Here is a 21,421-nt window from a genome sequence, read left to right as displayed (position 1 = left end):
CGCTTGGCGCTCAACGACGACATCGTGCTTCTGTCCAACGTGCCGCTGTTTGCCGATATCAGCGAGGACAAGCTGCGGCTGATCGCTTTCGGAGCAGAACGCCGCCGTATCTTTAGGGGGCAGGAACTGTTTCGCGAGGGTGCGCCGGCCGATTGCGCTTATGCGATTGCGAGCGGCACGCTCTCCTTGTCAAAAGCCGGCATCGATGGCTCCGTAGCGACGGTCTCGATGGTCGGCCGCGGAGCTTTGCTGTCAGAGCTGGCGCTGATCTCGATGGTCGAACGCAAGTTCACGGCAACCGCCGAGGAAGACAGCGAAGTGATCCGCATCAACCGGCCGCTGTTCCGGCGCATGCTGGAAGAGTACCCGGAGGTGGCGGAGCTTGTGGAAGCACGGATCCGCGAGAACCTGCAGGCCATGATCCGCAGAGCCGGAGCACTTGCCGGCCGCTTCGCCTGACGCGGCAGCCGACGTCAAAGCGCGGCGCGATCCCTAAGGTTCGCGCCTTGCGCTTCGGCCCTTTGATTTATAGCTTGTCGTTGTCGCAACACCGCTGCGCGCTTTGCGCGACAGGCCTTAGATGTCGAAATGCGCAATCACCGGCACGTGGTCGGAGGGCCGCTCCCAGCCGCGGGCCTCGCGCAGGATGTCGACATGCTTCAGCGCTGGGGCGAGATCCGCCGATGACCAGATGTGGTCGAGCCGGCGGCCGCGATCTGCCGCTTCCCAATCCTTCGCTCGGTAGCTCCACCAGGTGTAGAGCTTGGTCGGCGACGGCGTGTGCTGGCGCATCAGGTCGACCCATCCGCCGCCGTTCATGACCGTCGTCAGCCCTTCGGTTTCGATCGGCGTGTGGCTGACGATCTTCAGGAGCTGCTTGTGCGACCAGACGTCGTCTTCCAGCGGCGCGATGTTGAGGTCGCCGACGAGGATCGACGAAATCCCGGCGTCGGCTTCCGCATGCAGCAGCTTCATCTCCTCGACGAAATCGAGCTTGTGGCCGAATTTCGGATTGATGCTGCGATCCGGCTCGTCGCCGCCTGCCGGAACGTAGAAATTGTGCAGCCGGATCTTCTTGCCGCCGGCGTCAAAGACGACCGAGAGGTGGCGCGCATCGCCGACACCGCAATAGTCGCGGCGGTCGGTCAGTTCCGTCAGCGGCAGCCGCGAGATCGTGGCAACGCCGTGATAGCCCTTCTGGCCGTGCATCTCGATGTGATTGTAGCCGAGCGCCTTCAGGGGCTTGGAGGGGAACTGGTCGTTCGGGCACTTGGTTTCCTGCAGGCAGAGGATATCCGGCTGCCAGGTCTTCAAGAGATGCTCGACGAGCGGCATGCGCAGGCGAACGGAATTGATGTTCCACGTGGCGACGGAAAGGGCCATTCGTCATTCCCTGATCGGCTGATGCCGGGCGTTCGCGAAAGGAAGGCCGGCTTGAGATGGATGTCTGATCCGAGCTTTAAGCAGGTCCGGTGCGGCGAGACAAGGAATGGAGCAGAGGCAAGGCATGAAAAAAAGGCCGCACCACGGCGGGCGGCCTCATATCGACCAATCGGGCGGGTGAGATTGCTCAGCCGCCCTTCTTGTTGCGGACCTCGTCGTAGGGGATCTGAAAGACCTTGTCGTCGAGCGCCATGCCGGTCTGGACGTTGAAGATCATGACCGAGGTGTCCTTTTTCTGCGCGTCGGTGATCGTCCATTGGCGCAGATCGTAGGTCTTGGGGTCGAACATCATGGTGATGGTCGAATCGCCGAAGATCGAGCGGTCGCCAAGCACGATGGTGATGAGATCGGACTCTTCCTTGACGCCGCGCACCATCTTGCCGCTGAGGTCGATCTTCTCGCTGAGCAGCAGGTTGAGCGGTGTCTTCGACAGCGGATAGATATCCCAGGTCTTCAGCTTCATGTTGCCGATGACAACCGATTTGCCGTCGGCAATGACGCGCATCGGCGAAGGCGACTCGTAGTTGAAGCGGATGCGGCCGGGTCGACGGATGTAGAATTTGCCGCCGGTCTGTTCGCCGCGGGGGCCGAACTGCACGAATTCGCCGGCCATCGTCTTCACCGAAGAGAAGTGATCGGCGATTTTCTGGGCGGCGCCCGGTGCCTGTGCAAAGGCTTGGGTGACGTCGAGACCGGTGCTACCGGCGCCGGCGATTGCCGCAAGCCCGCACACGAAAAGGCGGCGCGTCATTACCGGGTGGTTGCGCTCGCCTGTCTTGGTCTCTGTCATCTCAGTCTCCTTCATTTACCAGATCATCTGGAGCGCAAGTGCGGCGCCTTCAAGGCACCTTTTTCGAGCTTTTCGGCTCGCACTCTCACATGACCGTTATCGGTTTCGCCTGCCGTTCCAAAAGCCCGCCGAAATGGATCTACTCTTCGGTTGGAACCAGGATCTCGCGTTTTCCGGCGTGGTTTGCCGGGCCGATGATGCCTTCCTGCTCCATGCGCTCGATCAGCGATGCGGCACGATTGTAACCGATCCCGAGGCGGCGTTGAACGTAGGAGGTGGAGGCCTTGCCGTCACGCAGCACGACGGCGACCGCCTGGTCGTAGGGGTCGTCCGAATCGGCGAGGTTGGAGGTGCCGGACGGACCACCGCCTTCGCCGTCCTCGTCGTCATCCTCGGTGATGGCGTCGAGATACTGCGGCACGCCCTGGGTCTTGAGATAGGCGACGACTTCCTCGACTTCGGTGTCGGAGACGAAGGGACCGTGGACACGCTGGATGCGCCCGCCGCCGGCCATGTAAAGCATGTCGCCCATGCCGAGCAGCTGTTCGGCACCCTGTTCGCCAAGGATCGTGCGGCTGTCGATCTTCGAGGTCACCTGGAAGGAGATGCGGGTCGGGAAGTTGGCCTTGATCGTACCGGTGATGACGTCGACCGAAGGGCGCTGCGTCGCCATGATGACGTGGATACCGGCGGCACGCGCCATCTGGGCGAGGCGCTGGACGGCGCCTTCGATGTCCTTGCCGGCGACCATCATCAGGTCGGCCATTTCGTCGATGATGACGACGATATAGGGCATCGGCGCCAGATCGAACTCTTCCGTCTCGTACATCGCTTCGCCGGTCTGGCGGTCGAAGCCGGTCTGCACCGTGCGGGTGATCTGCTCGCCCTTGGCCAGCGCCTGCTCGACGCGGCTGTTGAAGCCGTCGATGTTGCGCACGCCGATCTTCGACATCTTCTTGTAGCGCTCTTCCATCTCGCGCACGGTCCACTTCAGCGCGACCACCGCCTTCTTCGGATCGGTGACGACGGGCGAAAGCAGGTGCGGAATGCCGTCATAGACGGAGAGTTCGAGCATTTTCGGATCGATCATGATCAGGCGGCACTGGTCCGGGCGCAGCCGGTAGATCAGCGACAGGATCATGGTGTTGATCGCGACCGACTTACCCGAACCGGTGGTACCGGCGACCAGCAGATGCGGCATCTTGGCGAGATCGGCAACGACCGGCTCGCCGCCGATCGTCTTGCCGAGCGCCATGGCGAGGCGCGCCTTGGAGCTCTCGAAGTCGCGCGAGCCGATGAGTTCGCGCAGGTAGACGGTTTCGCGCCGTTGGTTCGGCAACTCGATGCCGATGGCGTTGCGGCCAGGAACGACGGCAACGCGGGCAGCGATCGCGCTCATCGAGCGGGCGATATCGTCGGCAAGGCCGATGACGCGGGAGGACTTGATGCCGGGTGCCGGCTCCAGTTCGTAGAGGGTAACCACCGGGCCCGGGCGCACGTGGATGATCTCGCCCTTGACGCCGAAATCCTCAAGCACGCCTTCGAGCATGCGGGCGTTCTGCTCCAGCGCATCGGGCGAGAGCGAGGCGTCGCGGCTGACGTTCTTCGGCTCGGCCAGGAAATGCATCGGCGGCAGTGTGAAGTCGCCATCGTCTTCGACAAACGAGCGTTGAGCTTCGCGATCGAGCCGCTGGCCCGCCTTCGGCCGCGGCGCCGGCGTTGCGACCCGCGAGCCCGATTTCGGCAGACCCTGTTTCGGCGGCGCTGCCCGCGGCGCCCAGTCGGATGCCGGATCATCGTCCTCGTCATCGGGCAGGATGCCGGCTGGACGACGCTCGTCGATGTCGAAGGGAAGGTCATCGTCCTCGTCGTCGGCCATGATCGGCGGCGGCGTGAGGACGCGGCGCTCGGAGCGATCGAGCGAGGGTTCGATGCGGTCGCCGGCGGCCATCGGCTTCGGGCGCACCGGCTCGTTCAGCGTGCCGAACTCGTCATTGTTGAAATCATAGGGCTCGTCATACTCGCGCTTGGGCGAACTGCGTGTACCGCTCATGCCGAAGATGCGCCGAACGCGCGCCTGCACGGTATAGCGCATGTGGGCAAAGGAGCCCATCAGCAGGGTGAAGGGGCCTTCGCTGTCGTCCTCGTCCAGTTCGTCGCGCACGGTACGCGCCTTGCTGGGGGTCGGTTCGACAATCTCTTCCTCTTCGTCTTCGTCGCTGACGCCGATCAGGCCGGCGCTGTAGACAAGGCACCAGGCGGCGGGTGCCGCAAAGATGCAGGCAAGCACCGTTGCGAGCGTGCCTGTCGGGAAGGCGCCGGTGAAAAGTGCCGGGAAGCGCAGGATCATGTCGCCGAAGACGCCACCGAGACCGTTTGGCAATGGCCAGGTGATCGGGGCGGGAACGCAGCTGAGCGCTGCGCCCGAAAGTACGGAGCCAATGAACCAGAAGGCGAGGCGCTTGAAAATCTTGTCAAAGCGCTTGCCGCCGATCAGCACCAGTGCCCAGGCAACCGCCGGCAACAGCGCGACGACGCTGGCAAGGCCGAAGAACTGCATGAAGATGTCGGCGAAGGCAGCGCCGGTATAACCGAGCACGTTGGTGGGTGCTTCAGAAGTGGCGTAGGAGAAGCTTGGGTCGGCGACGTTCCATGTCGACAATGCCGCGATTGCCAGCGCCAGTGCGCCGAACAGCGCAAAGCCCGCCAGCGACGCGATCTGCCGCCAAACGAATGTGGTTAGCACGAACCGGTTGGAACGGCTGTCAAGCGCTGCCGGATTGCTTCTGCTCATGTTGCCTGCTGCCCGTCTCGATCTTCAGGGCGCATTGCGCGCCTTGAGAATCAACCTAAGCGGAGTACGGTTAATGCGACATTAACCATGCGTAGATGCCGCTAAAATAGCGGTGGTCAGGCATGTGTAAGGGCAAAAAAAGCCCGGACCTTGCGATCCGGGCCAAGAGCGATCCGCGTGGGGCGGATCGCGACGGGACTGGTGGCGGCGCCCGTTTCAAGCGCCGCGATCCGTTTAGCTGTGGTAGGCGGCTTCGCCGTGGGACGAAAGGTCGAGACCTTCGCGCTCGGCTTCGACGGAGACCCTGAGGCCGACGATCGCGTCCACCACCTTGTAGAGGATGACCGAGACGACGCCGCACCAGACGATGGTGATGGCGACGGCGGTCAGCTGCGTCATGAACTGGCCGCCCATGGTGACGCCGTCGGCATAGCCGATGCCGCCGAGCGACGAGGAGGCGAAGATGCCGGTGGCAAGCGCACCGAAGAAGCCGCCAACGCCGTGGACGCCGAAGACGTCTGCCGTGTCGTCATAGTGGAACTTGTTCTTCACGACCGAGACGAAGAAGTAGCAAAGCGGCGAGACGATCACGCCCATGACGATCGCGCCCATCGGGCCGGCAATGCCGGCGGCAGGCGTGATGGCGACGAGGCCGGCGATCATGCCCGAGGCAGCGCCCAGCATCGAGGCCTTGCCGCGGGTAAAGGTTTCGACTGCCGACCAGGAGAGGATGGCGGCGGCCGTTGCCAGGAAGGTGTTGACGGTCGCGAGCATCGCGCCGCCCGAGGCTTCGAGGTTGGAGCCGGCGTTGAAGCCGAACCAGCCGAACCAGAGCATCGCCGCACCGACCAGCGTCAACGTCATGGAGTGCGGTGCCATCATGTCGCGGCCATAGCCGGTGCGCTTGCCGACCATGATCGCGCCAATGAGGCCTGCCACGCCGGCGTTGATGTGGACGACGGTGCCGCCGGCGAAGTCAAGCGCGCCCATGCCGAAGAGCAGGCCGTTGCCGTCCCAGACCATGTGGGCGATCGGGAAGTAGACGAAGGTCGCCCAGAGCACGGAGAAGAGCACGGCTGCCGAGAACTTGATGCGCTCGGCGAAGGCGCCGATGATCAGCGCCGGCGTCAGCGCCGCGAAGGTCATCTGGAAGAGCATGAAGATGTATTCCGGAATGACGACGCCTTCCGAGAAGGTGGCTGACGTCGTCTCACCGGTAACGCCGGCGAGGAACATCTTGGCGAAGCCGCCGAAATAGGGGCTGGTCGAGCCGCCAAAGGCGAACGAGTAACCGTAGACGACCCAGACGATCATCATCGTCGCGCCGATGACGGTGCACTGCATCAGGACCGAGAGCATGTTCTTGGCGCGCACGAGGCCGCCGTAGAAGAGGGCAAGGCCCGGGATCAGCATGAAGAAGACGAGAAGCGTGGAGATGAACATGAAGGCCGTGTCCGCCTTGTCCGGAACCGGCGCAGCGGCAGCCGCTGCGGTTGCGGCGGGCGCTGCTTCCTGCGCGAAGGCCACAGCCGGCGCAAGCAGGGCGGCGGTCATTGCGCCCAGGCGTCCAAGAGAGGTGGAAAGTTTAAGTGATGACATCGAGTAGTGCTCCCTGAACGGCGTGGTTTACAACGCTTCTGAATCGGTTTCGCCGGTGCGAATGCGCACCGCATGGTCAATGGCGTAGACGAAGATCTTGCCGTCGCCGATCTGGCCGGTCTTGGCAGCCGCGGCGATTGCTTCCACGGCCTTGTCGACGAGCTCCGAAGGAACTGCGATCTCGACCTTCAGTTTCGGCAGGAAGCTCACGGCGTATTCGGTGCCGCGGTAAATTTCGGTATGTCCCTTCTGGCGGCCGTAGCCTTTGACTTCGGTCACGGTCAGGCCCTGGATGCCGACAGCAGTGAGGGCTTCGCGAACCTCATCGAGCTTGAACGGCTTGATAATGGCCATCACAATTTTCATCTGGTTTCCATCCTTGTTCGCCTCCGGCCGGAGGCCGTCTCTCCTTGCTGCGGAGCGCCCCAAGCGCCGTGCAACCGGACAATGACATTCAAGGGGCGTGCCAGATTCGAACGCCTGCTATAAGTATATGAAAAATAACATTAAAAACGAACGCCGCAGCAATATTGCTGCGGCGCATCAAAAAATCGTCAATTCAGAAGATTAAAAAATAGGCAGATTGAAAAAGATGCCCGTTTTCTATTCAGTTGCCTTTTTCCGGATCAACCCTTCCTGGGCGACGGAGGCGATCAGGACGCCGGAACGCGTAAAAAGGCTGCCTCTGGTCATCCCGCGGGCACCATGTGCACTCGGACTGTCCTGGGTGTAGAGCAGCCAGTCGTCCATCTTGCAGGGGCGGTGGAACCACATGGCATGATCGAGGCTTGCCACCTGCAGGTTGCGGTCGAAGACCGACGTGCCATGCGCATAGAGCGAGGTGTCGAGCAGCGTCATGTCGGAGAGATAGGCAAGGATCGCCGCCTGGATGTGGCGCTCGTCAGGCACCGTACCGACGGCCTTGACCCAGACGTCCTGGATCGGTTTGCCGTCGTTGCGGGTGAAATAATGCTCGAAGGAGGCGGGGCGGATCTCGATCGGCCGCGGCCGCTCCCAGTAGCGGCGGATGGCTTCCGGCGCGTGGACAAGGAATTTTTCCTTCAGTTCCTGCTCGCCCGGCAAGGTCTCGGGCATGGCAAGCTTGGGCATCTCGATCTGGTGGTCGAAGCCGTCCTCGTCATACTGGAACGAGGCCGACATCGAGAAGATCGCCTTGCCGTGCTGAATGGCGACCACCCGCCGGGTGGCGAAGCTCGAACCATCCCGGATGCGGTCGACCTCGTAGATGATCGGCACCGACGGGTCACCCGGCCGCATGAAATAGGCGTGCAGCGAATGGACGAAGCGGTCCGCGTCGACCGTGCGCTGCGCTGCCACCAGTGCCTGGCCGATCACCTGGCCACCGAAGACGCGCTGCCAGCCGACCTGGGGGCTCAAGCCGCGGAACAGGTTTTCCTCAAGCTTCTCGAGATCGAGAATGGCGAGCAGCGCATCCATGGGAGTGGCGGTCTCGGTGGGGCGCGACATTTTCGGCAGTCTCCGATGGTAGGAACGTCGATGGCATTGATCTATATAGACATAAAACGATGCTCAAGTGCGACGGAGAAAGCCGATGCTCGATGTCCTGATTGCCGGTGGCGGCTATGTCGGCCTTTCTCTTGCGGTGTCGCTCAAGAAGGCGGCGCCGCACCTGGACGTGATGGTGATCGACGGTGCGCCGGAAGGTGCCTGGAAGAAGGACGAGCGTGCCTCGGCCGTGGCGTCGGCCGCCGAGCGGATGCTCGACGTGCTCGGCGTCTGGGATCAGATCGCGCCGGAAGCCGAGCCGATTCGCCGCATGGTGATTACCGATTCGAAGGCGGCCGATCCGGTGCGCCCCGTATTTCTGACCTTCGATGGCGATGTCGGTGAGGACCGGCCCTTCGCTCACATGGTGCCGAATACCGCGATGGTCGGCGCCTTGCGTTCGGCCGGTGAAGCGATTGGCGTCGCCATACGCCAGTCTACCATGGTCGAGACCTTCAGCAGCGGCGACCATTCGGTCGCGGTGACGCTGGCCGGCGGCGAGCAATTGCAGGCGCGCTTGCTGGTCGCCTGCGACGGCGTGCGCTCGAAGCTGCGCGATGCCGCTGGCATCAAGACGGTCGAATTCGACTACGGCCAGTCCGGCATCGTCACCACGGTCGAGCACGAGCGACCGCATGACGGCACGGCCGAGGAACATTTTCTTCCTGCCGGCCCGTTTGCGACCCTGCCGCTGAAAAACAATCGTTCGTCGCTGGTCTGGACCGAGCGCAGCGCGGACGCCGAACGCCTGGTCAAGGGCGACGATTTCCTGTTCGAGGAGGAGCTGGAACGCCGCTTCGGCCACAAGCTTGGGCACTTGAAGGTGGTCGGCGGCCGGCGGGCCTTCCCGCTCGGCCTGACGCTTGCGCGCGACTTCGTCAAGCCGCGCTTTGCGCTTGCCGGTGATGCTGCTCACGGCATTCATCCGATCTCGGGACAGGGGCTCAACCTCGGCTTCAAGGACGTGGCAGCGCTTGCCGAGACGATCGTCGAGGCGGATCGCCTTGGGCTCGACATCGGTTCGCTTGCCGTGCTCGAGCGCTACCAGAGCTGGCGGCGCTTCGACACGTTCCGGATGGGCGTGACGACCGATGTGCTTAACCGGCTGTTTTCAAACGACATCACGCCCGTCAGGATCGCCCGCGATTTCGGCCTCGGTCTGGTCGATCGCCTGCCGTCGCTCAAGAGCTTCTTCATCCGCCAGGCGGCCGGCATCGCCGGCGAGACGGATCCGCGCCTGCTGTCGGGCCAGCCGATCTGATCGGCTGGCTCAAAAGAGGGTCAGGTTCTCGATCCGGTAGACAAAGAGGGACCAGAGCCAACCGGGTGCGGCGTCGACGATGGCGACGAAGCGGTCCTCAAGATCCTGGTACGACAATAGCAAGGTCATGCCGACAGCGATGGTCCACGTGCAGCAGATGCGCAGGTTTCTGCGACTGAAGAATTCGTAGAAACCATCCTCGTCGTATTCAGTCCCGGCGACCATGTCCCAGAAGCCATAGTTCGCACTCAGCATGTCGTCGATGGCGTGATTGCGCCAGAAGTGGCCGGGTGCTGCATTGAAGCGATCGGGAATGAAATTGAACGACGAGCGAAAGATATGGACGGCCGTGCCGAGCGTGGTCAACGCCATGAACGCAACGATGTAATGCCAGATGTTCATGGAAGCCCGCTGAGCTGCCGATAGCTGAGGAAGCTTAGGAGCTATTCATTGATTGATCGTCAAAAGGGGCGCGCGCGGCGTCAATCCTCGATCTTGCGCGCTTCAGAGATCAGCATGATCGGCACGCCGTCGCGGATCGGATAGGCGAGGCGGGCTTTTTCCGAGATCAGTTCATTGGCTTCGGCGTGGTAGCTGAGGCGCCCCTTGGTCAAGGGGCAGACGAGCAGTTCAAGCAGTTTCGGGTCGACCTTGCTGGCGTTGATATCCATGGTTCGCCGCTCACTGCAAAATGCTGTCCATATCGCCGAAGTCGCGCGCAAGCACGATTTCGGTGATGGCGATCAGGGTTTCCGCGCGGGTCTTGAGGTCGGGTGCTTCTAGCAGCGCCTGCTTTTCCGCCGGCCCATAGGGCGACATCATCGCCATGGAGTTGACCAGCGTGCGGTTGCTCGCCCGTTCGACGCTTTCCCAGTCGGCCTTCAGCTTGTTGGCTTCGAGGTAGGCCTTGAAGGCGGCCAACAGCGCTGCCCGGTCGACGAGGGTCTCGTCGTCGCGGTTTTCAAGGTCGGCGGCAAAGGGGCCGATGCGGAAGCGCCGGTAGCCGCGCGTGCCGCCGACTTCGGAAAACAGCCGGTAGCGGCAGACCCCGGTCAGCGAGGTGATGTAGCGACCGTCGCCGGTTTCGGCAAAAGAGGTGATGCGGCCAATGCAGCCGACCTCGCAGAGCGCCTGCATCGGGCCGGTAGCCGTCTCGTTGCGGCCTTCGCAGAACGATGGCTGCACGATGCCGATCAGGCGGTTGCCGGACAGCGCGTCATCGAGCATGGCGAGATAGCGCGGTTCGAAGATGTTGAGCGGCAGCTGGGCGCCTGGAAGCAGCAACGCACCGGTCAGCGGAAACACCGGAATGATCTCCGGCAAGTCCTTGGGACCGAGGTAACGTGCATTTCCGACGTGCATTCCGATAGACCCTGCAGGTATGCGCTCTTGCCCCGCCAAGGAAGCGTGGTCAACCAGATGAAGAAATGGTGCGCTCCCCGAAAATCTCAAGGGAGGAACGCGCCGATCTTCATGGGTGAATGTGGATCGCGGCGATCCGTCGATATGCAAATGGGGGCGGATGCCGCCCCCATCCGGCAAAACCCGATGGTTCAGGAAAACAGGATCGACGACAGCTTGCGTCGCGCTGCGATCGTTGCCGGGTCCTTCGGGCCCCAGACCTCGAAGAAGGAAAGCAGCTCGCGGCGGGCGCCATCGTCATCGAAAGTCCGGTCGCGCTTCATGATCGTCAACAGGTGATCGGCGGCAGCCGTACGGTCGCCTTCGACATTGCGGATCTTGGCGAGCAGCACGCGCGCTTCATGATCGTCCGGATTGGCGGCAAGGCGGCGCTCGAACTCGTTGGGGTCGCCGAGCTTGCGGGCTTCCTCGATCTGGTCGAGTTTCTTGCCGATGGCTGCGATGCCAGCGTCCTTGGCAAGGTCTTCCGGCAGGCTGGAAAGCGCTTCGCGGGCTTCAGCGAGCTGGCCGAGTGCGATCATGCAATCGACCATGCCGGCGATCGCCACGACGTTTTCGGGATCGGCCTGCAGTACGGCGCCGAAGAGGCCGGCAGCATTCTGCGCGTCGCCGGCATCGATGAGCGCCTTGGCATCTGCGAGGACCGCTTCGATCTCAGCCTTGCTGTCATCGACGGCGGGGCCTGCGATCTTTTCGATGAACTGCTTGATCTGGCTTTCGGGAACGGCACCCATGAAGCCATCGACCGGGCGCCCGCCGACGAAGGCGATGACGGCAGGGATCGACTGGATGCCGAGCTGGCCGGCGATCGACGGGTGGTCGTCGATGTTCATCTTGACCAGCTTGACGCGGCCTGCAGCTTCCGTGACCACCTTTTCGATGACCGGCGTCAACTGCTTGCAGGGCCCGCACCAGGGGGCCCAGAAGTCGACGAGGACCGGCTGCTGCCGGGAGGCGTCAAGCACGTCCTTGGTGAAGTTGGCGGTGGTCGTTTCCTTGATCAGGTCACCGCTCGACGCCGCGGCCGGCGCTGGCTGGCCGAAGGACGCCGAGGCCGTCATCTGAGTGCCGAAGGACCCTGCATAGGGATTGTCGCTGCCCGTCATTCTTCTCTCCTCGCCGGCACGTCGTCCAGCATACTGCATTCGCGCCAAAGATCGTATGTCAGGCCGTGACTTTCAAGACAAGCGGTTCGTGCCCGGTCGCTTCCATGAAGCGCAGCAGATCCTTGGACGCAATTGAAGTCGTCGCGTCATTGGAAAGCGGATGGCAATTGACGATGTCGAACTTCATCAGTTCCTCGTCGATGATGACCTTGACGTTGCCCTGGATGTCGTTGATCGCGCCGAACGCGGTCACCGCACCCGGAATGACGCCGAGATACTCCATCAGCTTTTCCGGCTTGCCGAAGGACACCTTGCTTGCCGCACCGATTACCTGATGCACAGTCTTCAGGTCCACCGTCGCGTGCTCCTCGACGGTCAAAAGGAAGTAGTTGTCCTTCTTGTCCTTCACGAAGAGGTTTTTCGTATGGCCGCCGGGGATCTCGTCGCGCAGCGCCACCGATTCGGCGACCGTGAACACCGGTTCGTGGTTCTTGGTCTTATGCTCGATCCCGAGCCCATCGAGAAAATGAAAGAGGTCTTTGGCGGTTTTCGGCTGTGATTCACGCATGATTCTCATCCCTTGGACGTCCATTTGCATTCTGCTTTAGGGGAGAAGCCCATCGGGGTGCAATCTCACAGGCGGCGACGCCGGCCAAAAACGCGGCATTTCCGGGCTTTGCGCGGGGTCTCCCAAAAAATATTCGATTTCTCGTCATTTCCCTGTTGCATTCCAAAATCGCTTAGGCCATATACCGCCCGTCGCCGCAAGACAGCGCCGACGCCGCGGTCCACCGACTACCCCCGGGCCGAGGTTGATGAGCGGGTGTAGCTCAGGGGTAGAGCACAACCTTGCCAAGGTTGGGGTCGGGCGTTCGAATCGCCTCACCCGCTCCATTTTCTCCCAACCACTTGAATTTGAAATGTAATTATCGGCGCGGCCGATGCCTAGCCGCCATTTCGTCTGGTCTGGCGCCAACCGTTCCGGTCACTGCCGTGATCAGATCTGAAACGGTGCGGGCTCACCACACCGTTTCGCAAGGCATCTGCAGGCCGATCAGAATTTCATCGTCAGACCGGCGCGGAAGGTCCGTCCCGGTGCCGGCATCATGCTTTGTGCCAGCGGGTCGAGATAATACCGGTCGGTGAGGTTTTCGACAGACAGGTTCAACACGGCATCTTCGCGCAGTTCATAGGCGAGGAACGCATCGAAGACGGCGACCGGGTGGTAATAGACCTGGGCTGCGGTGACATTCTTCTGCCAGGGCTGGTCGAGTTTTTCCACGGGACCGCTGGTGTAGGTCATGCGGCCGCCAATCGTCAGCGTTTCGTCGAGGAAGCGTGCGCCGGCCGTGACGTTTACGGCAACCTTGGGCGGGTTCTGCGTATTGGCGTAGGAGCCGCTGAAGCCGCCTGGGGTGCAGTTCGGCGTGTTGTGGGTTGGATTATACTGGCTGGCTGCGGCACGCAGCTGGGCGGCCACGACAGGGTCGCAGGTTTCCGCCTTAAAATAGTAGGTGGTCGAAAGGTCGGCGAAGAAACGACCTTCGTCGTAGTTTGCCTGCAGTTCAAGGCCGGACACCTTGAAGCTTTCGGCGTTGCCCATCAGCATCATGCCGTTGCCCGCAGGGTTGTAGAAGCGGGTGATGTAGTCGTCGATCTTTGTGTTGAAGTAGGCAAGCTTGAGGCCGGCGGTGTCGCCGGGCGACAGGAGATCCGACGCCACCGTGCTTGCGCCGATTTCCCAGGCGCGGGACCGCTCCGGCTTCAGCGTGGCGGATTGCATGACCTGCAGCGTCCCTTGCGAGGATTCGAACAGGCCCGGCATACGCAGGCCCTCGGTATAGTTCACATAGACGAGAGTGTCTTCGGTGATGTTGTGGCTGATGCCGAAGGCCGGCGCGAAGCCGCCATCGTTGCGCTTGAGTTGGTCGCCGTATTTGTACTCTTTTACGAAGTCGGCGACCTGCGGTGCATAGACCGTGGTCGAGGTGTACTTGAGGTCGCCGATCCTGACCTCGGAATTGTCGGCATAGGTGGTCGCCTTGCCGTCGTTCAGCAGCGGGTTGGTGGCGTCGGTGAAGTTGCCGTCCTTGTCGGCGAACCAAAAGGCATTGGCCACCCAGCTGTTTCCATCCTTGAGCAGGATGTTTCTGTAGGATCTTTTTTCGTAGATCGCTTGCGAATGCCGGTTGTTGTCCTGGCTGTTGAACCTGACATAGCGCCCGCCAAGGCGGACCGAGAGCGTATCCGTCGGCTGCAGCGTGAATTGCCCTGAGAGGCTGCCCTCCTGGCGGTCGCCGTCACGCAGGATCCGGTTGTTGTTGCGGTCATCCAGGGTGATGACGACGCCGTCGGCGGGGCGGATGGTCTCGTTCATGAACGAGGCGCCGAAGTCGAGCGTCGCCGCACCGAGGCCGGTGTCGAACTCAGCCCGGTTGCTGGCGTCGATGCCCCAGCGGCGGTTCTCCTGGCGCGCCCAGCCATAGTCGTTGTCGAAGTCGGAGCGTTGCGACCGGGGAACCATCGGTCCGCCGTTCAGCAATTCGCTGCTCGCATCTGTCATCCAGATATTGGCCTTGACGTTGATCAGGTCATTGTCGGCGGGGTCGTAGGCGTAGCGGGCGTTGAGGGCGTCGATCTTCATCGAGCCGAGCGGCCATTGGCCGAGGGTGTCCTTGCTGCCGCGGAAGATGACCGAGGGCATGATCTCGCCAAAGCGGCCGTCGAAATGGCGATAGCCGACGTCGAGTGTTTGTTCGTCGGTCGGGCGGATCGTGGCCTTGAGCAGCACCGATTCGGTGTTGCTCGAGGTGTTCATGACCTCTTCGCCCTCCTTGTAGACCTTGGCGACGGACTGTTCCTCATAGAGATAGGTGCTGCCGTCCCAGCGTCGTTGGGGCGTGAAGATGCGATAGCGGTCACGGCCATGCGATCCGGCGAAGTAGTTGCCCTCGTTGCGTTTCGCGAAGGCGCCGACAAGATCGAAGTATTCGTTGCTGTAGGCGACCGCAGCACTTCCCGACTTGGCATCGGAGTTGAAGATGTTGCCACGATCGGTGCGGGCGTTGGCGCTGTGTTTTTCCCAGCGCGGCACGCCGCTACGCGGTTCCTGCGGCGAGATGCCGTTGTCCGAGATGTCGCCTTTCAGCCTGATGCCGAAGTTTTCGCCGTCCTTGAGAATGTCGGAAACGCCGATCGTCTGCATTTCGACGGTGCCGCCGATGGCGCCGGAGGCGCCGGCTGCAAGGCTCGGACCCTTGTTGATCAGCACGCCGCCGATCAGGTCAGGGTCGATGTAGCTTCGCTGCTGCGTGCCCGCATAGCCGCGATAGGTGTCGAGCGCCTGCTGGCCGCCGTCGACAGTCACAGCGACGCGGCCTTGGCCCTGGACCCCGCGAATGTTGACATCGAGGCCACCGCCATTGCGGCTGTCGCCCACCTGGACGCCCGGCTGTCCCTTGAGCATGTCGCCGGCGGTCCGGTGGCTGAAGCGCTCGATCGTCTCCGATGAAATGTAGACGGAGGACTTCGATGCGGTGAACACGTCCTTCGCAGCACTGCCGACTCGGCCGCCGCGAACGGCGATGGCATCGAGTTGCGTGACGCCCTCCGGTAGGCGTGTATCACCCGTTGGCGCCGCGCCTTGCCCGAGCACCGCGGCATTGTCGTCGCTCAGATGGAACTGGATGCCGCTGCCCTGCAACAGGAGCTGAAGCGCCTGCCGCGTCGTATGGCGGCCGGTCACCGCAGTTGAGGTGACGCCCCGGCCGATGGCTGCGGGCTGAGAAATCTGCAATCCGGTCTGGCGGCTGAAGGCGCTGAGGGCGCTTGCAAGCGGCTGGGCGGGGATGTTGAAGTCATGGGTCGCTTCGCTTGGGCGACCTTGGGAAGAGGGGACCGATCCGCCGGATGCCGTTTGCGCTTCGAGCGTCGTGGCTGTCCAGAACAATGCGAGTGCCGTCGTTGCCAAAAGGCCGGCGCAGCGGGTCAGGTTTAAACGTCTTGCATTATCGGCGAATGAGCGTGCCGGTACCACGGATGCCATTTCAGTACTCTCTCCTGATCTGCAGACGCCCAGGTGCGCAGCGCCTCAGAACGGAAGACAAAGTGCGGCAGCATATTTTTCAGCTTTCGAGCCGGGTTCTCGAAAAAACTTGAATTTTATTGTCGTGTTTTATCAGAGGCGGGTGACCACACGCAGAAGCGGGGACAGGGACCGCACCTTGCCGCCATAGGGACCGACGAGTGCGCGCAGGGCCTGGTCGGGTTTGGTGAGGTCGTAGATGCCGCTGACCCGCTTGGAGGAAAGGCCGCGATCTGGAATGGTGATCCAGGCTGGATGGTAGCGTTGGATTGTCTCGACGACCGAACCGATCGTCTCGTCGGCGACATAGAGGCGCCCCTCGCGCCAGCGTGCGATGTCGTCGACGGCGATCGTCGCCCGCGTGCCGGCGCCGCTGTCGTGATCGATACGAATCATGTCGCCGGGAAGAAGCTTTGCCTGCGAGCGCATGGCGCTACCGAAGCGCGTCCTGACCTCTCCGTGCGCCAGGGCGATATCCGTGCCTGCCGAGGTCATCTTGACGTCGAAGGCGGTTCCCAGGACCTCGACCTCGACGTCGCCGGCCGCAACGACAAACGGGCGACCGTCTGCCGCGACGTCAAAGAAGGCTTCGCCGGCAAGAAGCGTGACCTCCCGCCGATTTTCAGCAAAGGTGGATTTGATGGCGCTATCGGCGGCGAGCACGACCGTGCTTCCGTCCTTGAGCGTGAGGGTTCGTGATTCGGCCTTCGCGGTTACTTCGTCGGCCTGGAGCCGGAGCATGACGGTGGGACCGAGAAACAGCGCGACGCAGACTGCAATCGCGGCGGCAGCACCCGCCAGCTTGGGCCGAGCGAGGGAACCCATCCAAGCAGGTTTCGATGATCGCCCGCTTCGTCGCGCCAGCCGGCGAGGTGCGGCGGCGGCGTCCCGTGCCGGAGAAAGGCGTTGGTATTGAGAGGGCGCTGCCCCGAGGGCGTCCCACATCGCCGCCGTTTTGTCCCAGGCAGCGTGATGTTCCGGCGATTGGGAGCGCCACGCCTCGAAGCGTCGACAAAGATCGGCATCCTCGGGCCGCTCACGGAGCTGCAACAGCCACTCAGCCGCCTGTTCCACGGCCGAGGGCGGCTTACCGCTGTCGTTGTCGCCAACTGATGTCATCGCTTTCAATATCTCTTTACAGCGCATCATGCGGGAGAGGCGGTTAACGCTTGCCGCCGGAGGATCGGTTCATCTGCATCGCCGGCTATCCGACCCCTGCGTCCATGCGCTCGGCAAGCTCTGCCATCGCCGTCTTCAGCATACGATGCACCGTGGCGACGGACAGGTCGAGACGATCGGCAATTTCCTGCAATGTGTAGCCGTCAAACCGGTACATCTCGACAATCGTTCTGGCGTCATCGGACATGGCTGCGAGAATCGACGTGGCGCTGCGGACCTGGTCGCCGAAAAGAACGTGTTGCTCAGGGGTGTCGACCGGCTGCGGCCGCCCCCAGAACGGCAGGTTGTCGGATGCCTGCTGGCTTTCGTAGCGCCTGCGCTTCTTCAGATTGAAGGCAAGGTTTCGGATGATGCGCACGAGGTAAGCCCGTGGCGAGAGCGCGGTGTCGGCATGCTCCGGCGAGAAGCGGATAAACGCTTCCTGGACCAGATCTTCTGCCTCGGCTCGTGAACCTGAGAGCAGACGGGCGTAGGCCAGAAGCGCGGGACGGTGGGCGATGTAGATCGCTTTGCGCTTGTCTTTGTCCCCCGCAGTCATAGTTCAGCAGTCCGAATTCACACGGACAGCACATGCCCTGCCCCAACGGGGAATACTTAACTTTTTTACTCATGTATTTTCAAGCGATTTCTCGCGTGAAAGTGCCAGGCGCTTTCACGGTCGCAGCCAGATCAGCTTTTCATGAAGACGTAATCGGTCTCTTGCCGGCGCGTTTCGCCTGGGCGCAGCACCGCGTTCGGGAAGCCGGCATGGTTGATGGCATCTGGCCAGACCTGGGTTTCCAGGCAGAAGCCGGCAAACGGGCCGTAGCGGCGGCCTTCGAGGCCGGGGACGGGGATGTTCAGCTTGGCGCCCGTGTAGAGCTGCACGCCGGGCTCGGTGGTCAGCACTTCGAGTGAGACACCGGAATTGATGCTGCGGGCAAGCGCCACGGAATGTTTCGCCATGCGCTCGTCCGAAAGACAGAAATTGTGGTCGTAACTGATGCGTTCGCCCTCGGTCTGGCGGCGGAGCGGCGTCATTTCCCGGAGATCGAAGGCGGTGCCTTCGACCGGGCGGATCTCGCCCGTCGGCACCTGCAGCTCGTTGGTCGGCAGATAGTGGTCGGCGGCGACCATGATATCGTGGCCGAGTGCGTCGGCGCTGCCGTCGAGGTTGAAGTAGCTGTGCTGGCAGACGTTGGCGAGCGTGGCCCGGTCGGTCGCACTCTCGTAGACGACGCTCAGGACGCCGTCAGGCTTCAGCGCGTAGGTGCAGGTAACGGTGCAATTGCCGGGATAACCGGCGCGCCCATCGGGATCGGTGATTACAAGCGTCACGCTGTCGGGCGATTGGCTGACGATCGTCCAGTTGCGCTTGCCGATATTGTCGCTGCCGCCATGCAGGTGCGTGACGCCCTTCTCGTTCAGTTCGAGCTGGTAGGCCTCGCCGTCAAGCGTGAAGCGTCCGTTGCCGATCCGGTTGGCTGAGCGCCCAGGCGTTGCGCCAAGATAGGGCGAATGAGCGAGGTAGCTTTCAAGGTCGGTGAACCCGAGTACCAGCGGCGGCTCATGGCCTTCGAGCCGCAGGTCCTGGATCACCGAGCCCCACGTGAGCACATGGGCGGTCAGGCCGCCGCCGGTGAGCACCACACGATAGACCGGCTCGCCGGATGGCAGGTGGCCGAAGATTTCCGTGCTCTGATGCATGCTCACCGCTTACTCCCTCTACAGCGCCGCGCGTCTCCCCAGACGCGCAAAGGTCGCTGTACACTTTCGAATTGCTGCATGTTTTGCCCTTGGCTCAGTTGGGATCCAAGGAAACATGCAGCGGTGCGATCGCAGCAACCTGCGTCATTTCCATGGGCACGGCAACCAGAAAATCATACTAAATGCGGCCTGGCGCCGTCTCCGGCCCGAGGGCAAAAACATCCAGCTATTCAAGGTGCTACAACGACCCTTCTGCAGTCGCGTCAACGCGATAGCTGCTTGGTCGCATCCTGCAGCCCGGCAAGAGTCAAGGGAAACATGCGTCCCTCGAACAGGCTCTTCACCATGGCGATCGACTGGGTGTAGCCCCAGTGCTGTTCCGGCACAGGATTGATCCAGATCGAGCGCGGAAAATGCGCAGTCATCCGCGACAGCCAGAGCGCGCCGGCCTCGTCGTTCCAATGTTCCACCGAACCGCCGGGGTGGCTGATCTCGTAAGGGCTCATCGAGGCGTCGCCGACAAAGATGGCGCGGTAGTCGCCGCCATAGGTGCGCAGCACGTCGGTGGTGCGCGTGATGTCGGCACGGCGTCGGCGATTGTCCTTCCACAGGCCTTCGTAGACGCAGTTGTGGAAGTAGAAATGCTCCATGTGGCGGAACTCACCGCGGGCCGCTGAAAACAGCTCTTCGACGATGCGGATGTGATCGTCCATCGAGCCGCCGACGTCGAAGAACATCAGGAGCTTCACGGCATTGCGCCGTTCTGGCCGGGTCACCACGTCGAGATAGCCGTGTTCGGCGGTCGCGCGGATCGTGCCGGAAAGGTCGAGTTCGTCGGCCGCCCCCTGGCGCACCCAGCGCCGGAGCCGCTTCAGCGCCACCTTGATGTTGCGCGTGCCAAGCTCGACCGTATCGTCATAGTCTTTGAATTCGCGTCGGTCCCAGACCTTGACGGCGCGGCGGTGGCGCGACTGGTCCTGGCCGATCCTGACACCCTCAGGGTTATAGCCATAGGCGCCGAAGGGGGAGGTGCCGGCGGTGCCGATCCATTTCGAGCCGCCCTGATGCCGGCCCTTTTGTTCGCTTAGCCGCTGCCGCAGGGTTTCCATCAGCTTGTCGAAGCCGCCGAGGGATTCGATCAGGCGCTTTTCTTCCTCGGTCAGGTGTTTTTCCGCAAGCTTGCGCAGCCAGTCCTCGGGGATGACGGCCTCTTCGCCGGCTTCCAGGGGATTGACCGCCTCGAGCCCGGAAAAGCAATGCTGGAACACCCGGTCGAAGCGGTCGATATGACGCTCGTCCTTCACCAGCGCCGTGCGCGCCAGGTAGTAGAAGGCCTCGACGTCGAAGGTGGCGATGCCCGCCTCCATCCCCTCGATCAAGGAGAGGAATTCCCGGAGCGTGACCGGGACTTTCGCCGCCTTGAGTTCGAGGAAGAAGGGGATGAACATCGGTCAGCCTCGGCTTTCTCCGGTGCCGATTTCTTTGAGATCGTAGGGCGTCGTCTGGTACATCTCGTTGATCCAGTTGCCGAAGAAGAGATGCGCGTGGCTTCGCCAGCGGTTCTGTGGCGGCAGGGTCGGATCATTGTGCGGGAAATAGTCGTGCGGCATCTTGATCGGCACGCCGGCGTCCACGTCCCGGAAGTATTCGTCCGACAGCGAGGTGGAATCATACTCCACGTGGTTGAACATGTAGAGCCGGTTGCCCTTCTTCTCATGCACGAGGCAGACGCCCATCTCCTTTGATTCCATCAGGATTTCGAGGCTCGGCACCTGGTCGATGTCGGCGCGCCGGACTTCGGTCCAGCGCGAGACGGGAACCGCAAAATCGTCGGAAAAACCGTTGAGGTAGACCGAGGATCGATTGAGGTTCTGGTGGCGGTAGACGCCGAAAGCCTTCTCGTTGAGCGGATACTTCGGCACGGCGTGGAAATGGTAGATCGCCGCCATCGCGCCCCAGCAGACGTTGAGCGTCGAATGCACGTTGGTCTCTGTCCAGTCGAGGATGCGCTTCAGTTCGTCCCAATAGGTGACGTTCTCGTATTCCAGCGTCTCGACCGGTGCGCCCGTTATGATGAAGCCGTCGAACTTGCGGTCCTTCACCTCTTCCCAGGTCTCGTAGAAGGCGAGCAGGTGATCTTCGGAGGTGTTCTTTGCCCGGTGGGCGCCGATGCGGATCAGCGACAGCTCGACCTGCAGCGGCGAGGCGCCGATCAGGCGCGCCATCTGGATCTCGGTCTTGATCTTGTTCGGCATGAGGTTCAGCAGCCCGATCTGGAGCGGGCGGATATCCTGACGGATCGCCACGGTCTCGGTCATCACCCGCACACCCTCGGTCGTGAGGGTTTCGAAGGCGGGCAGCGTATCGGGTATCTTGATGGGCATGGGGTTTCCACTCGATCAATACAAAAAAACCGGCGGCGATTGATCGCGACCGGTCCTCGGAAATCCAACTTTCCTCGGCCCTTTAGCGACTTGTTTAACGTGGCTGCAAGCCGGCCGGCCAAATCACCACGGGGAATTTGATAGCG

19 protein-coding genes, 1 tRNA gene, 1 pseudogene and 1 riboswitch are annotated in these 21,421 nt (G+C 62.2%); of the genes and pseudogenes, 3 read left to right on the top strand and 18 right to left on the bottom strand.

The window, feature by feature from the left end; all coding sequences use genetic code 11:
- Positions 1–3: 3 nt before the first annotated feature.
- Complete coding sequence (locus tag VGO04_RS07235) at positions 4–459, top strand: Crp/Fnr family transcriptional regulator (protein WP_327495273.1); 456 nt, start codon at positions 4–6, stop codon at positions 457–459.
- 117 nt (positions 460–576) lie between these two features.
- On the opposite strand, the gene VGO04_RS07230 is transcribed toward VGO04_RS07235, so the two are convergent.
- The 6 genes from VGO04_RS07230 to tesB all read right to left on the bottom strand — a co-directional run bounded on the left by VGO04_RS07230 (position 577) and on the right by tesB (position 8,114).
- On the bottom strand, positions 577–1,383 hold the full coding sequence (locus tag VGO04_RS07230; protein WP_327495272.1) for an exodeoxyribonuclease III: 807 nt from the start codon (positions 1,381–1,383) through the stop codon (positions 577–579).
- A 187-nt stretch (positions 1,384–1,570) separates the two neighbouring features.
- Complete coding sequence (locus VGO04_RS07225; protein ID WP_327495271.1) at positions 1,571–2,233, bottom strand: outer membrane lipoprotein carrier protein LolA; 663 nt, start codon at positions 2,231–2,233, stop codon at positions 1,571–1,573.
- 139 nt (positions 2,234–2,372) lie between these two features.
- Complete coding sequence (locus VGO04_RS07220; RefSeq protein WP_327495270.1) at positions 2,373–5,027, bottom strand: DNA translocase FtsK; 2,655 nt, start codon at positions 5,025–5,027, stop codon at positions 2,373–2,375.
- Positions 5,028–5,261: 234 nt separating this feature from the next.
- Positions 5,262–6,626: an ammonium transporter gene (locus tag VGO04_RS07215; protein ID WP_327495269.1), complete on the bottom strand. Its 1,365-nt coding sequence runs from the start codon at positions 6,624–6,626 to the stop codon at positions 5,262–5,264.
- A 27-nt stretch (positions 6,627–6,653) separates the two neighbouring features.
- Positions 6,654–6,992, bottom strand: a complete 339-nt coding sequence (locus tag VGO04_RS07210; protein WP_034802765.1) for a P-II family nitrogen regulator — start codon at positions 6,990–6,992, stop codon at positions 6,654–6,656.
- A gap of 237 nt (positions 6,993–7,229) precedes the next feature.
- Positions 7,230–8,114, bottom strand: coding sequence for an acyl-CoA thioesterase II (gene tesB, locus VGO04_RS07205; RefSeq protein ID WP_327495268.1), 885 nt, complete (start codon positions 8,112–8,114; stop codon positions 7,230–7,232).
- An 85-nt stretch (positions 8,115–8,199) separates the two neighbouring features.
- Between tesB and VGO04_RS07200 the strand changes: the two genes are divergently transcribed.
- Positions 8,200–9,414, top strand: a complete 1,215-nt coding sequence (locus VGO04_RS07200) for a ubiquinone biosynthesis hydroxylase (protein WP_327495267.1) — start codon at positions 8,200–8,202, stop codon at positions 9,412–9,414.
- A gap of 9 nt (positions 9,415–9,423) precedes the next feature.
- On the opposite strand, the gene VGO04_RS07195 is transcribed toward VGO04_RS07200, so the two are convergent.
- The 5 genes from VGO04_RS07195 to VGO04_RS07175 all read right to left on the bottom strand — a co-directional run bounded on the left by VGO04_RS07195 (position 9,424) and on the right by VGO04_RS07175 (position 12,510).
- Positions 9,424–9,816 (bottom strand): hypothetical protein, encoded by a 393-nt coding sequence (locus VGO04_RS07195; RefSeq protein WP_327495266.1) that lies wholly within the window; start codon positions 9,814–9,816, stop codon positions 9,424–9,426.
- Positions 9,817–9,896: 80 nt separating this feature from the next.
- Positions 9,897–10,085, bottom strand: a complete 189-nt coding sequence (locus tag VGO04_RS07190) for a Trm112 family protein (RefSeq protein WP_034802755.1) — start codon at positions 10,083–10,085, stop codon at positions 9,897–9,899.
- Between the two features lie 10 nt (positions 10,086–10,095).
- Positions 10,096–10,776: an LON peptidase substrate-binding domain-containing protein gene (locus VGO04_RS07185; RefSeq protein ID WP_223725839.1), complete on the bottom strand. Its 681-nt coding sequence runs from the start codon at positions 10,774–10,776 to the stop codon at positions 10,096–10,098.
- A 191-nt stretch (positions 10,777–10,967) separates the two neighbouring features.
- On the bottom strand, positions 10,968–11,942 hold the full coding sequence (trxA, locus tag VGO04_RS07180; protein ID WP_327495265.1) for a thioredoxin: 975 nt from the start codon (positions 11,940–11,942) through the stop codon (positions 10,968–10,970).
- A 58-nt stretch (positions 11,943–12,000) separates the two neighbouring features.
- Positions 12,001–12,510, bottom strand: coding sequence for a prolyl-tRNA synthetase associated domain-containing protein (locus VGO04_RS07175; RefSeq protein ID WP_327495264.1), 510 nt, complete (start codon positions 12,508–12,510; stop codon positions 12,001–12,003).
- Positions 12,511–12,761: 251 nt separating this feature from the next.
- On the opposite strand from VGO04_RS07175, the gene VGO04_RS07170 reads away from it, so the two are divergent.
- Positions 12,762–12,836: transfer RNA gene (locus VGO04_RS07170), tRNA-Gly, on the top strand.
- Positions 12,837–12,996: 160 nt separating this feature from the next.
- Here VGO04_RS07170 and VGO04_RS07165 read toward each other — a convergent pair.
- The 7 genes and pseudogenes from VGO04_RS07165 to metA form a co-directional block, all read right to left on the bottom strand.
- Entirely contained in the window at positions 12,997–15,987 is a 2,991-nt protein-coding gene (locus tag VGO04_RS07165) for a TonB-dependent receptor (RefSeq protein ID WP_327495263.1), read from the bottom strand.
- Between the two features lie 132 nt (positions 15,988–16,119).
- Complete coding sequence (locus VGO04_RS07160) at positions 16,120–16,851, bottom strand: FecR family protein (RefSeq protein ID WP_327495281.1); 732 nt, start codon at positions 16,849–16,851, stop codon at positions 16,120–16,122.
- Positions 16,852–16,983: 132 nt separating this feature from the next.
- Positions 16,984–17,145: pseudogene (locus VGO04_RS07155) on the bottom strand (FecR/PupR family sigma factor regulator); the annotation flags it as partial.
- Positions 17,146–17,230: 85 nt separating this feature from the next.
- Positions 17,231–17,743, bottom strand: coding sequence for an RNA polymerase sigma factor (locus tag VGO04_RS07150; protein WP_327495262.1), 513 nt, complete (start codon positions 17,741–17,743; stop codon positions 17,231–17,233).
- A gap of 131 nt (positions 17,744–17,874) precedes the next feature.
- Positions 17,875–18,891 carry an aldose epimerase family protein gene (locus VGO04_RS07145; protein WP_327495280.1) on the bottom strand — a complete coding sequence of 339 codons (1,017 nt, stop codon included), beginning with the start codon at positions 18,889–18,891 and terminating at the stop codon, positions 17,875–17,877.
- 263 nt (positions 18,892–19,154) lie between these two features.
- A complete protein-coding gene (locus VGO04_RS07140; RefSeq protein ID WP_327495261.1) occupies positions 19,155–20,339 on the bottom strand; it encodes a VWA domain-containing protein in 1,185 nt (394 codons plus the stop codon).
- Positions 20,340–20,342: 3 nt separating this feature from the next.
- On the bottom strand, positions 20,343–21,275 hold the full coding sequence (gene metA / locus VGO04_RS07135) for a homoserine O-acetyltransferase MetA (protein ID WP_327495260.1): 933 nt from the start codon (positions 21,273–21,275) through the stop codon (positions 20,343–20,345).
- Between the two features lie 62 nt (positions 21,276–21,337).
- A riboswitch (SAM riboswitch) is annotated at positions 21,338–21,415 on the bottom strand.
- Positions 21,416–21,421: the final 6 nt, after the last annotated feature.

The organism is Ensifer sp. (genome assembly GCF_035999185.1).
Taxonomy (GTDB): Bacteria; Pseudomonadota; Alphaproteobacteria; order Rhizobiales; family Rhizobiaceae; genus Ensifer.
The sequence above is the reverse complement of the archived record's forward strand: the minus strand, read 5'-3'. Positions and strand labels throughout refer to the sequence as shown.